General features: G+C 63.8%; 11 protein-coding genes. 5 read left to right on the top strand and 6 right to left on the bottom strand.

Annotation, left to right across the window (positions count from 1 at the left end; genetic code table 11):
• Positions 1-75: 75 nt before the first annotated feature.
• Positions 76-498, bottom strand: a complete 423-nt coding sequence (gene mscL, locus X735_RS138295; RefSeq protein ID WP_023813897.1) for a large conductance mechanosensitive channel protein MscL — start codon at positions 496-498, stop codon at positions 76-78.
• 264 nt (positions 499-762) lie between these two features.
• Here mscL and X735_RS138300 point away from each other — a divergent pair, with 264 nt between their 5' ends.
• Entirely contained in the window at positions 763-4,251 is a 3,489-nt protein-coding gene (locus X735_RS138300; RefSeq protein WP_023813896.1) for a PAS domain-containing hybrid sensor histidine kinase/response regulator, read from the top strand.
• Between the two features lie 147 nt (positions 4,252-4,398).
• Here X735_RS138300 and X735_RS138305 read toward each other — a convergent pair whose 3' ends face one another.
• A complete protein-coding gene (locus tag X735_RS138305; protein WP_023813895.1) occupies positions 4,399-5,307 on the bottom strand; it encodes a LysR substrate-binding domain-containing protein in 909 nt (302 codons plus the stop codon).
• 146 nt (positions 5,308-5,453) lie between these two features.
• On the opposite strand from X735_RS138305, the gene X735_RS138310 reads away from it, so the two are divergent.
• Positions 5,454-6,965: an MFS transporter gene (locus tag X735_RS138310; protein WP_023813894.1), complete on the top strand. Its 1,512-nt coding sequence runs from the start codon at positions 5,454-5,456 to the stop codon at positions 6,963-6,965.
• 32 nt (positions 6,966-6,997) lie between these two features.
• On the opposite strand, the gene X735_RS138315 is transcribed toward X735_RS138310, so the two are convergent.
• Both X735_RS138315 and X735_RS138320 read right to left on the bottom strand, forming a co-directional pair.
• Entirely contained in the window at positions 6,998-7,657 is a 660-nt protein-coding gene (locus tag X735_RS138315; protein ID WP_023813893.1) for a response regulator transcription factor, read from the bottom strand.
• Positions 7,658-7,779: 122 nt separating this feature from the next.
• A complete protein-coding gene (locus X735_RS138320; protein WP_023813892.1) occupies positions 7,780-8,208 on the bottom strand; it encodes a hypothetical protein in 429 nt (142 codons plus the stop codon).
• 187 nt (positions 8,209-8,395) lie between these two features.
• Here X735_RS138320 and X735_RS138325 point away from each other — a divergent pair, with 187 nt between their 5' ends.
• Complete coding sequence (locus X735_RS138325) at positions 8,396-8,746, top strand: DUF952 domain-containing protein (RefSeq protein ID WP_023813891.1); 351 nt, start codon at positions 8,396-8,398, stop codon at positions 8,744-8,746.
• Positions 8,743-9,819, top strand: coding sequence for a quinone-dependent dihydroorotate dehydrogenase (locus X735_RS138330; RefSeq protein WP_023813890.1), 1,077 nt, complete (start codon positions 8,743-8,745; stop codon positions 9,817-9,819). The genes X735_RS138325 and X735_RS138330 overlap by 4 nt, the downstream gene beginning before the upstream one ends.
• Positions 9,820-9,826: 7 nt before the next feature.
• Here X735_RS138330 and X735_RS1000000169435 read toward each other — a convergent pair whose 3' ends face one another.
• Together X735_RS1000000169435 and X735_RS138335 are read right to left on the bottom strand one after the other, a co-directional pair.
• The gene (locus X735_RS1000000169435) at positions 9,827-10,000 is read right to left on the bottom strand and encodes a hypothetical protein (protein WP_023813889.1); all 174 of its coding nucleotides are present in this window, start codon (positions 9,998-10,000) and stop codon (positions 9,827-9,829) included.
• A 370-nt stretch (positions 10,001-10,370) separates the two neighbouring features.
• A complete protein-coding gene (locus X735_RS138335; RefSeq protein ID WP_023813888.1) occupies positions 10,371-11,744 on the bottom strand; it encodes an MATE family efflux transporter in 1,374 nt (457 codons plus the stop codon).
• Between the two features lie 132 nt (positions 11,745-11,876).
• Here X735_RS138335 and X735_RS138340 point away from each other — a divergent pair, with 132 nt between their 5' ends.
• A complete protein-coding gene (locus X735_RS138340) occupies positions 11,877-12,779 on the top strand; it encodes a histone deacetylase (protein ID WP_023813887.1) in 903 nt (300 codons plus the stop codon).
• Positions 12,780-12,831: the final 52 nt, after the last annotated feature.

Genomic DNA, 12,831 nt, shown 5'->3' with positions numbered 1-12,831 from the left:
TCCTTACCAGATGCGAAAACAGAAAACCCCGGCCGCGAACGACCGGGGTTTTGGTCCAGCAAATGCTGCCCGTGGTCAGCGCCTGGCGAGCAGATCGCGAATTTCGGTGAGCAGAGCGACATCGGCGGGCGGCGGAGCGGCCGGAGCAGCGGGCTTCTCGCGCTCAAGCCGCCTGCGCATGTTGTTCACCGCCTTGACCATCAGGAAGATGATGAACGCGAGAATGAGGAAGTTCAGCGCCACGGTGATGAAGCTGCCATAGGCAAAGACCGCGCCCTGCTTCTTGGCATCGGCCAGCGAGGTCGCGTTGACGGCTGAGGACAATCCGAAGAAATAGTTGTTGAAGTCCAATCCGCCGAAAATCGCACCGACGATCGGCATGATGATGTCGTTGACAAGGGAATCGACGATCTTGCCGAAGGCCGCGCCGATGATGACGCCGACCGCAAGGTCCATCACATTGCCCTTGGAAATGAATTCCTGGAATTCTTTCAGCATTCGACCCTCCTTGTCGTGACTGGCCAAGCTGCCGTTTCCGTCCTTGCGGCATCGACCTGAGGCAACATAACAAAAACCTCCGGTTGCAACATCGATAAAAGGGAGAAAACAACCGCTTTCTTCTTACCTGACGGCACCTTGCTTGTACTGTCTGAATATCGCGGTCGCGATCATGCTTCCAAAGCCGCAATGGACTCGGACGCCAAGCTGTGATTGCGTCCGGGCAAGCCGGATAGAAAGACGGCAGAGGAGGAAAGTCCAAGCGTGCAGGGCTTGTTCATCGTCATCATCGCGATCGCCTATGTGACGCTGCTGTTTGCCATCGCCAGCATCGGCGACCGCCGCTCGGCCATCTCCGAGCCGAGCCGGGGGCGGCCTTTCATCTACGCGCTTAGCCTCGCGATCTACTGTACGTCCTGGACTTTCTTCGGCTCGGTCGGTCTTTCTTCCGAACGCGGCCTCGAATTCCTCGGCATCTATACGGGCCCGGTGCTCGTCTTCGTGTTCGGCTTCCCGCTGCTCAACCGCATCGTGCGGCTGGCCAAGACCGAGAAGATCACCTCGATCGCGGATTTCCTCGGCGCGCGCTACGGCAAGAGTTTCACCGTCGCGGCGATCGCCACGCTGATCGCCACCATCGGCGCGGTGCCCTATATCGCACTGCAGTTGAAGGCGATCTCCGGTTCGGTCAGCCTGATGGTCGAGCACTATACGGGATCGCCGCCTTCGTTCGATCCCTTCGTCAGCGACATCTCTCTGGTCGTCGCCATGCTCCTGGCGCTGTTCGCGGTGCTGTTTGGAACCCGTCACGCCGACGCCACCGAACACCAGGATGGGCTGGTGCTGGCGGTGGCGGTCGAAACCGTGGTCAAGCTCGCCGCCTTCCTGGCGATCGGCCTGATGGTCACCTTCCTGATCTTCGGCGGCCCGGGCGACATGTTCGACAAGCTCGCTGAGAACGCGCAGGTCCGACAGGCGATGAGCTACAACACCTCGCTCGCCACCTGGCTGGTGCTGACGTGCCTCAGCGGTTTTGCCATCATCATGCTGCCGCGGCAGTTCTACGTCACCATCGTCGAGAACCGCGGCGAGGCCGAACTGCGCACCGCGACATGGGTGTTTCCGCTCTACCTCGTGGCGATCAACCTGTTCGTACTGCCGATCGCCTTCGCCGGCCTTTCGCTGGTCGGCACCGGGACCAGCAGCGATCTCTACGTGCTGTCGCTGCCCCTGTTCAGCGGTCATGATGTGCTGGCGATGGCGGCTTTCATCGGCGGCCTGTCGGCGGCGACGGCGATGGTGATCGTCGAAAGCGTGGCGCTGTCGATCATGATCTCCAACGACCTCGTCATTCCATTGTTCGTGCGCCGTCTGCTCAAGACCTCGACCTCCGAGACCGAGGACTGGTCGACGCTCATCCTCAATGTGCGGCGCGGGGCGATCTTCATCCTCTTGTTCATCGCCTTCCTTTATTATCGCGAGAGCACCGACAGCGCGCGGCTGTCGTCGATCGGCCTGATGTCGTTCGCGGCCATCGCCCAGTTCGCGCCGGCGCTGATCGGCGGGCTGATCTGGCGCGGCGCCAATGGTCGGGGTGCGGCACTTGGCATGGTCGCCGGCATCCTCGTCTGGGGTTACACGCTGCTGTTTCCGTCGCTTGCGGCACCCGATACCGGCATCATCGTGCACGGGCTGTTCGGCTTCGAGGCGCTGCGGCCACAGGCCCTGTTCGGCACCGTCGCCGAACCGCTGAACCACGGCGTGCTGTGGAGCCTGTCGATCAACGCGGTGTTCTTCGTGCTGGGCTCGCTCTCGCGCGCGTCGGTGCCGCTGGAGCGCATCCAGGCGTCGATCTTCGTGCCGCGCGATGCCGGCCCGATGCCCAGCCTGCGCCGCTTCCGCACCGCCATCACCGTCAACGACCTCAAGGATACGATCGGGCGCTATCTCGGCGTCGAGCGCACCGAGCGCTCTTTCCAGTCGTTCGAAAAGACCAACGGAGCCTCGCTGCACGGCAACGAGCAGGCGAGCATGGACGTCATCCGCTTTTCCGAGCAATTGCTGGCCAGCGCCGTCGGCTCCTCCTCGGCACGCCTGATCCTGTCGCTGCTGTTTCGCCGCCACGACCGCGAATCCAGGGATGCTTTCCGCTTGCTCGACGACGCCACCGAGGCGCTGCAGCACAACCGCGACCTGTTGCAGATCGCGCTCGACCAGATGGAACAGGGCATCACCGTCTTCGATCGCGATTTCCGCCTGATCTGCTGGAACCGCCAATATCGGGCGTTGTTCGACCTGCCCGACGAGATGGGCCAGGTCGGCGTCTCGCTCGACCGCATCCTGCGCCATCTCGCCGAACGCGGCGACATCCCCGCCGATCAGCGTGTGGCCATGCTCAACCGGCTGACCAGTTTCGTCAGCCCATGGCAGATGGAGCTGAAAACCTCGGGCCGCATCCTGGAACTGCGCTCCAACCCGATGCCGGACGGCGGCATCGTCGCCACCTATGCCGACATTTCCGGGCGCGTGGAACAGGATCTGGCGCTGAAGCGTGCCAATGAATCGCTGGAACAGCGCGTCAAGACCCGCACCATCGAACTGACCCGGGTCAATGAGGAGCTGGCGCAGGCGCAGATGCTGGCCGAGGAGGCCAATCTCGGCAAGACGCGCTTCCTCGCCGCCGCCGGCCACGACATCCTGCAGCCGCTGAACGCCGCCCGGCTCTATTGCTCCTCGCTGATCGAGAAGGCCGGCAAGGGGCCTGCCGGCAAGGCGGCCGTCAACATCGAATCCTCGCTGGAATCGGTCGAGACGATTCTCGGCGCCGTGCTCGACATCTCCCGCCTCGATGCCGGCGCAATGAAGCCGGACGATACCGCCTTCAACCTCGACGGATTGCTGCGCCAGATCGGCAACGACTTCCGGCCGCTCGCCGCCGAAAAGAAGCTCGCGCTGACCATCATGCCGTCATCGCTGACAGTGACGACGGATCGCAATCTGCTGCGCCGCCTGATCCAGAACCTCGTTTCCAACGCCATCAAATACACGCGCCACGGCCGCGTGCTGGTTGGCGTCAGGCGGCGCGGCGAACTGGCCGAGATCCAAGTGATCGACACCGGCATCGGCATCGCCGGCGACAAGCTGAACACCGTCTTTCGCGAATTCACCCGGCTCGACGAGGGCGCGCGCGAGGCCGAAGGCCTCGGTCTCGGCCTCTCCATCGTCGACCGCATCGCCCGGGTGCTGCGCCTGGAGATCCGGATCTTTTCCACCCCTGGCAAGGGCACGCGCTTCTCCGTCATCCTGCCCGTGGCGGCCGTGCAGGAGCCGCGGCGCGAGATCGAAACCAGGGCTCCTGCCCGCGCGACGGCTTCGCTGGCCGGGCTGCACGTGCTGTGCATCGACAACGACGCCCGCATCCTCGAAGGCATGCGGCTCCTGCTCGAAGGCTGGGGTTGCAACGTCGACACCGTGGCCGGTTCAAAGGATCTGGAGACCGCGAAGATACACCGCCCGGACATCGTTCTTGCCGACTACCATCTCGACGGCGAAACCGGTCTCGAACTCGTCGTCAGGCTGCGCGCGATCCATGGCGACAACCTGCCGGCCGTGCTGGTCACAGCCGACCGCTCCAACGAGGTGCGCACGGCCGCCGGCGGGCTCGAGATTGCGGTGATCAACAAACCGCTCAAACCAGCGGTACTGCGCTCGATGATGGCCAGGGTCAGGCCGCTGGCACCGGCGGCCGAATAGCATCAAAGGCGCCCGGTCTCAGCCCTGGTGTCCGAGGGTGGCGTCCTAGAGCATTTCACCGTTTCACGGAAACGGCGTTCTGCTCTAACTCTTTGTTTTAACGCAATTCTAGACGGAAAACCGCTTCACACTTTTCCTAGAATTGCTCTAGGCCAGGCCGTCGACCATCTGGGAACTGCGGAACCGGGGCCGTCCGGCATTGCCCGCCACAGGCGGACGATGCTCGCGAAAGGCCATTGCAAGCGTCCTCAGCGCCTCGCGGGACTTGGCGTCCGTCAGCGTCGAAAGCAGCACGATCTCGGAAGGCGGCAGCGCCGGAAGCCCGAATTTCCGGCTGACCTCGATGGTGCCGGATGGGGCAAGCCGGCAGGAAAATACCGAGGCTGCGAGGCCGGCCGAGACGGCCTCCGCGACGGCGAAGGAGCCGCAGCCGAGGAACACCTCCGTCCACGGTATTCCGACAGCGTCGAGCGCGCGGGTCGTGATGTTGCGGATACCGCAGGATGGCGAGGATGCCGCCAGGCGCAGCGGCTCGTCGGCCCGGTGGATGAAGTCGGGCGCGGCGTACCAGCCGAAATGTTCGGGCGCCAGCACTTCACCATCGCGCCGGTCGTCCTCCCGGCGGATGATCGCCGCGTCGATCTCACCGCGATCGAAAGCGTCCAGCAGGTCGTGTGAATCATCGAGCCGCACTTCGATGGTGAGCGCCGGGTCATGCGCGTTGAGCCGCGCCAGCAATGTCGGGACTTCCGCGCCTCCGACATGGGTGGCGATGCCCAGTGTGAAGCGGCGGCGCACCGAAGACAGGCTGGCAATGGCGCGATCGTGTGCCGCGAGGAAGTCGCGTGCGGGCTGGAGAAACACCGCGCCCTGCGCCGACAAGCGCACCAGCCGAGGCGTGCGCTCGATCAATTTCTGGCCGACGCGCTCTTCCAGCCGCTTCAGCTTCACGCTGATTGCTCCTTGCGTGCTGCCAAGAGCCTCGGCCGCCCGCGTAAAGCTCTGAAGATCGGCGATGGCGACGAATGTTTTCACAGCGTCTACGTCCAGCGTCATGTCAGCTATCCGCACTTGTTGTCTCTGAAATAGCCAACCATGCAATTCTAAAATGATCAAGCCTCGCCTACCATGGGCCATACGCGCGCCGGGCGAGCTGCAATGGATTCGCCGATTGCCGACAAATACGTTCGAAAGGTTGAACCATGCCCACTGCCCTGACCCGCCGCGGCATCATCGTTCTGTTTGCCGCCTGCCTGGCGTGCCTGATGTTCGGTCTGGAGATTTCAAGCGTTCCCACGATCCTGCCGACACTGGAGCAGGTGCTGCATGCCGACTTCAAGCAACTGCAATGGGTGATGAACGCCTATACGATCGCGGTCACGACGGTGCTGATGGCGGTCGGCACGATCGCCGATCGTTACGGGCGCAAGCGTGTCTTTCTGGTCGCCATCGCCGCCTTCGGCCTGACATCACTGATTTGCGGCGTCGCCGAAAGCGTCTCCACGCTCATTGTCGCCCGGTTTCTGCAGGGCCTGAGCGGCGGTGCGATGCTGATCTGCCAGCTTGCCGTGCTGTCTCATGAATTCCGGGAAGGGCGCGAACGCGCCGTCGCATGGGGCTGGTGGGGCGTCATCTTCGGCATCGGCCTCGGCTTCGGCCCCATCATCGGCGGCGGCATCGTCGCGGTCTCGAGCTGGCAATGGGTATTTCTTGTCCACGTGCCGGTTGCTGCGCTGGCATTCGCCCTCGCTCTGATGGGCGTCCACGAATCGAAGGACCCGCAGGCGGGCAAGCTCGACATAGCGGGCATCCTGACGCTGTCACCGTCGGTCTTCTGTCTCGTCTTCTACATCATCCAGGGGCCGGATCTGGGTTTCTCCAGCCCAACCGCGCTGGCGATCCTCGGCATCTCGATAGTGAGCTTCATCGCCTTCCTCATTGCCGAGAAGGTCAGCCAGCGGCCGATGTTCGACTTCTCGGTCTTCCGGATCCGACCCTTTTCCGGCGCCATCGTCGGCTCGGCGGCGATGAACCTCAGCTATTGGCCTTTCATGATCTACCTGCCGATCTGGTTCCACGCCGGGCTCGGCTATGACACCGTCTCCACCGGCCTTGCCCTGCTTGCCTACACGCTGCCGACGCTTGTGCTGCCGCCCTTGGCAGAGCGCTTTTCGCTGCGTTATCGGCCCGGCATCATCATTCCGGCGGGCCTCGTCATCATCGGCGTCGGGTTCATCCTGATGAAGTTCGGCAGCGCCGCCGCGCAGCCGGATTGGCTGACGATGCTGCCCGGCTGCCTGATCGCGGGGATGGGTCTGGGAATAACCAACACACCTGTCACCAACACGACGACGGGTTCCGTTTCGAGCGACCGCGCCGGCATGGCCTCCGGCATCGACATGAGCGCCCGCATGGTTTCGCTGGCGGTAAACATCGCGGTGATGGGCTTCATCCTGGCCAGCGGTGTGCTGGCGCATCTGAGGCATGCGCTGCCCGACCTCGACGCTGCCCAATTGCGTCTTCTCGCCGAAGCTATCGCTGCTGGAAATCCCATCTCCGGGCTCGCCGGGACCGTCGCCCAGGATGCGCTGCGCAACGGCTTTGGCTGGGTCATGCTCTATGGCGGGATCGGCGTCTGGATCATGGCCGCCATCAGTTTCGCAAGCTTCAACGCCCGGCCGATGCGGCGGACGGAGGTTCAGTGCTCTGATTGAACACTATTCTGATTGAACAGGCGCCCTGGCGATCAACCCGCCGGCTGCAGCGGGTCGCTGCCGATCTTGGACAGAAGGATCACCGCCTGCGTGCGGCTGTCGACGCCGAGCTTCTGCAGGATGGCGGAGACATGCGCCTTGATGGTGGCCTCCGATACGCCGAGTTCATAGGCGATCTGCTTGTTGAGCAGGCCCTCGGCCAGCATGCCCAGCACCCGTGTCTGCTGCGGCGTCAAAGCCTGCAGCCGCTTGATAAGGTCCGATATTTCGGGATCGCGCTCGATGCCGAGATCGACGCCGGCTGGTGCTGCGATGTCGCCGGCAAGCACCGATTGCACGGCGCTGCGGATCTCTTCCATGCTGGCCGATTTGGAGATAAAGCCGGAAGCGCCGAGGTCGAGCGCCCGCCTGATGGTCGCCGGATCGTCGTGGGCCGACACCACGACCAGCGGCACCGCCGGATGGATGCCGCGCAGCGAGACCAGGCCGGAGAGCCCGCTGGCGCCCGGCATCGACAGGTCGAGCAGCACCAGATCGACGTCCTCGTTGGCCACGACCAGCGCCTTGGCGCTCTCGAAATCGCCGGCTTCGTGGATGGCGGCGACGTTGCCGATGCCGGCGAGCGCTTCGCGCAGCGCACCGCGAAACAGCGGGTGATCGTCGGCGATGACGAAAGAATAGCCTGCCGGCAAATGTCCCTCCCCGAATCCCCTATGGGTTTAGCTTTTTCGGGATCAGTGGGCGATTATGCGGGGCGGCGCGCTGTTTTCAAGCGGCAAAGCCAGCGCCCCGCGTTTTCCCTTGGTTGAAGCGCTCAGGTCTTCTGCGAATTGGGCTGGGCGCCGTTGTCCTTGTCCATATCCCTGACGATGCCCATGAAGCCGCGAAGGAAGCGCTCCATGTAGCCCATCGTCTTGTTGAAATCCTCCTCGCTCGGCAGTTTCGATTCGAGGCGGGCGGAGAGCGAATTCTCGAGCTTGGTGACGCGCTCGTCCATCGCCTTCATCGAGGTTTGCAGGCGGTCGACCTCGTCCTGGAAAGCAGCGCGTTCGTCGGCCGCCATCTTGCAGACGAGCTGGCCCGAACGCTCCTCGCAAATCGACATGGCGCCGGTCTGCGTATCGATACGGACAAAGCCGTTATCGGACTTTTCCAGCCGGTAGCGGTCGGTTTCTTCCGAGTAAGCTGAAGCCGCGATCAGCGAAACGAGCGCGGCGGGGATCAAGATGTGCTGCAGACGCATGTTGTCCTCCATGGCCAAGGCCTCAGATATCGCATGTTTGCGCCGGAAATGGGGAAGACCCTTGGCATGGCCTTTCCCGAATGGCTGGTTCGGAATCTTCTTGACGCAATTCCCAAGGGAAAGCGCTATGCGCTTTCCCCGGGAAAACCGTTTCACACTTTTCCTGGAACTGCTCTATAGCGCAACCATGTCTCAGATTATCTACAAGATAACCCCGCAAGCGCCATGGCGCGAGGCCGAAACGCATGGCCGCTTCACCGGCGCGCCGATCGATGTCGCCGACGGCTTCATCCACTTCTCCACGGCAGCACAGGTCAGGGAAACGGCGACAAAGCACTTTGCCGGCCAGACAGACCTTTTGCTGGTCGCCGTCGACGGCGCCGGCCTGGGCACTGCGCTGAGATACGAGGTCTCGCGCGGCGGCGAACTGTTTCCGCATCTCTACGACGTTCTGGACCTGAAAGCAGTGCTGTGGGTCCGACCACTGCCGCTTGGCGCCGATGGTGTGCACCAGTTCCCGGCACTGGAGGGGCAATGAGCGTGCTCGACCGGCTCGGCCAGAAGCTGCTGTTCGCCTTCGATCCGGAAACGGCGCATGGCCTGTCAATCGCCGCCTTGCGATGCGGCGTTCCGGTTGGTGCGCCGGCGGTCCGCGACGACAGGCTGAAGGTCAGCGTCTGCGGCCTCGATTTCCCCAATCCGCTCGGCATGGCGGCCGGCTATGACAAGAACGCCGAGGTGCCCGACGCGCTGCTTGGCCTCGGCTTCGGTTTCGCCGAGGTCGGCACGATCACGCCGCTGCCGCAGGTCGGCAACCCGAAGCCGCGTATCTTCCGGCTGACGGCCGACGATGCGGTGATCAACCGGCTGGGCTTCAACAATGAAGGCCATGCAGCGGCCGAAAAGCGCCTTGCCGCGCGTAAGGGCCGCTCCGGCATCGTCGGCGTCAACATCGGCGCCAACAAGGACAGCAGCGACCGCGTCAGTGACTATGAGCGCGGTGTCGCCCAGTTTGCGCAATACGCCAGCTATCTCACCGTCAACATCTCCTCGCCCAACACGCCGGGCCTGCGCAACATGCAAGCGCGCGAGCAGCTCGGCGAGCTCTTGTCGCGGGTCATGGCCGCGCGCGCCACGGGAACGGCGCAGCCGCCGGTGTTCCTGAAGATCGCGCCGGATCTGGTCGAGGCCGAACTGGAGGACATCGCCGCCGAGGTCACCGAGAAGCGGATCGACGGCGTCATCGTCTCCAACACCACCATCTCCCGACCGCCGCTGCGTAGCGGCGACACCGCGCGCGAGACCGGGGGACTCTCCGGCAAGCCGCTCTTCGAGCGTTCGACCATCGTGCTGGCGAAGATGCGCAAATTACTCGGGCCGGAGCTTGCCATCATCGGCGTCGGCGGCGTCGATTCCGCCGATACGGCGCTGGACAAGATCCGTGCGGGCGCTGATCTGGTGCAGCTCTACACCGGCATGATCTATGCCGGGCCCTCGCTACCAGCCCGCGTTCTTTCCGGAATGATCCGTTTCGTCGAAAAGGAACGGTTGAAGTCGATTTGCGAGTTGCGCGACAGCCGCCTCGACTTGTGGGCGTCCAGGCAACTCTGAACCGCTCTCAGGAGCGTAGATTGCGACTGACGGCCCGCTCGCAGATGGTGCCGCCGATGGCAGGCAACACGCCGAAGAGAAGCAACTGCGCGGTTCCGCCGATGCCAGAAACCGCGGAGAGAATGAACGCAGCGAGCAATCCCAGCGCCGCGCCCAAGACATATGGCAGGTAGCTTCGCATAAGCTCGCCCTGGAACAATTGGTGCATCAAGTCTGTTGGAAATCGACTGGAAGTGCAAGTGCATCCGACCGCACAGCATTGGCACCGGGTTCCTTCGGAGTCTCGCCGGGGCGTTGGCTGACGGAGCATCAAACGAAAAACCCGCCTGTGCGGCGGGTCACTGGCGCAAATCAGCACCATAAACAANTTCGGCGCGTTGGCTGACGGAGCATCAAACGAAAAACCCGCCTGTGCGGCGGGTCACTGGCGCAAATCAGCACCATAAACAAATATGTACCATAGCTGAGGTCACCGAGTCAAGAAAAAATTCCTATCGCGAACAGGTGTCGTTCGGTGCCTGGACGGCGCAGGGCCTTCCGGGGGACATCGTCTAAAACGCCGTCCGTACCCTGAGCCGCAGGATCGTCAGCAGGCTGAAGCCTCGCACCAGCAGGAAGACGTGCAGCGCCGCCCACAGTCCATTGTTGCCGAAGGCGGGCGCGAGGGTCAGCAGCGCGGCCGCGAAAACCAGGAACGACAGCAGCATCATGTTGCGCATGTCGCGGGACCAGGTCGCGCCGATGAAGACGCCATCCATCTGGAACGCCAGCACACCGCTCAGCGCCGTGAATGCCGCCCACGGCAGGTAGATGTCGGCCACCGAACGGACGTCCTCCGATGTCGTCACGAGAGCGACCAGATTGGCGCCCCCAGACAGCATTACCAGCGTCGCGGCTCCCGCCAGTCCGAAACCCCAGAACAGCGTCAGCCGCACGGCCTGGCGGAACGGTGCGGCGGCACGTGCGCCGACGGCACGGCCCGCCAGCTGTTCGGCGGCGGTGGCAAAGCCATCGAGGAAATAGCCGGCGACGAGGAAGAAGTTCATCAGCACGGCGTTGGCGGCCAGCGTCACCGTGCCGAACTGCGCGCCCTGGCGGGTGAACAATGCGAAGGCGGCGAGCAGCGAGAACGAGCGGATCATGATGTCGCGGTTGAGCGACATCATGCGCAGGAAGGCGGCCATGTCGAGCAGGCGGTGACGCGGCAAGGATGGGGCGGCCCGGAACCGGCGGATGACGATCGCCAAGCCGAGCAGCATGGCCAGGAACTCACCGGTGACGGTCGCCCAGGCAACGCCGGCGACACCCCAGCCAAGTTCCAACCCAAGCAGGAAGCAGAGCGCGATGTTGATGCCGTTCAGTACCAATTGCAGCATCAGCCCGAGCCCGCCCTCGCCGCGCCCCAGCACATAGCCGAGGATGGCGTAGTTGATCAGCGAGAACGGTGCCGCGAGCAGCCTGATCCTGATGTAGACGCCCATCGCCTCGCTGACGCGCGGTTCGGCGCCCATGAACTTTTGCCCGACGATGGCGACCAGCGGCGCAAGGGCAGCGAGCACTATGCCGGCGATAACCGCGATCAGCACGGCGCGCCAGAACACCGCCTGTTCCTCCAGGGCATCGCCACGCCCAAACGCCTGTGCGACAAGGCCGGTGGTGCCCGAGCGCAGGAAATTGAAAGAGGTGAAGACGACGTCGAAGATCAATGCGCCGGCCGCCAGGCCGCCAAGCAGGGCGGCATCGCCGAACTGGCCGACGACAGCCGTGTCGACCAGGCCGAGCATCGGCGTCGTCAGATAGGCAAGCGTCATCGGCACGGCGATGGCGAGCACGGAGCGGTTGGTGACGACAAATGATCCGGGGTGGATCGGGGATCCCGCGTGGATAGGGGATCCGGCGTCGGCTGGTGTTGCACCTTTGTCCAAGGATTGCTGCCTTGCTGATTGCGGCTTGATAGAACCGTCGATGTGCCCCATTTTCCGGCCACCGCGCAATCACCTATCCCTTGACGGCCAACCGAAATCCCGGTCTGGCGTGAGCCAGCCGGATACGATTTCATGCCTCTGCAGATCGTCCATCATCCCGACTACGACGCCGGCTTCGCCGTCAACCATCGCTTTCCGATGAGCAAATATCCGTTGCTGATGGAGGCGCTGCGTACGCGCGGCCTCGCCGGCCCCGACGCGCTCAGCACCGCCGAACCGGCACCAGCGTCATGGCTGGAGCTTGCCCATGCGGCGGACTATGTCGACCAGGTCGTCAACTGCTGCGTGGCCGAGAAGATCGAGCGCGAGATCGGTTTTCCGATCGGACCCCGCGTCTCGCTGCGCGCGCAGCTTGCCACCGGCGGCACCGTGCTGGCGGCGCGGCTGGCCTTGCGCCACGGTATCGCCTGCAACACCGCAGGCGGCAGCCATCATGCGCGGCGCGCGCAGGGCGCGGGCTTCTGCACCTTCAACGATGTCGCCGTCGCCGCATTGGTCCTGCTCGCCGAAGCCGCGGCACAAAACATCCTGGTCGTCGACCTCGACGTGCACCAGGGCGACGGCACGGCGGATATTCTCGCCGATGATCCGCGCGTGTTCACCTTTTCCATGCATGGCGACCGCAACTATCCCGTGCGCAAGATCGCCTCCGACCTCGATGTCGCGCTGCCCGACGGCACGGGTGACGTCGCTTACATGAAGAGGCTCGCCGCCATCCTGCCGGAGCTCTCCGCCCAAGCCCATTGGGACATCGTGTTCTACAATGCCGGCGTCGACGTCCATGCTGAGGACCGGCTTGGCAGGCTGTCGCTGTCGGATGACGGCCTGCGCGCCCGCGACGACATGGTCATCAGCCACTTTCGCACGCGGGGCGTTCCGGTGTGTGGCGTCATCGGGGGTGGCTATTCAACGGATGTGCCCGCACTCGCGGCGCGCCACGCCATCCTGTTCGAGGTCGCCGCGGGCTACGCCTGATAGTCCTTTTCAAGCACGGTCTTGTCGGAAAACCGGTTCCCACTTTTCGGGA

The organism is Mesorhizobium sp. L2C084A000, from assembly GCF_000502875.1.
GTDB lineage: Bacteria > Pseudomonadota > Alphaproteobacteria > Rhizobiales > Rhizobiaceae > Mesorhizobium.
The sequence above is the reverse complement of the archived record's forward strand: the minus strand, read 5'-3'. Positions and strand labels throughout refer to the sequence as shown.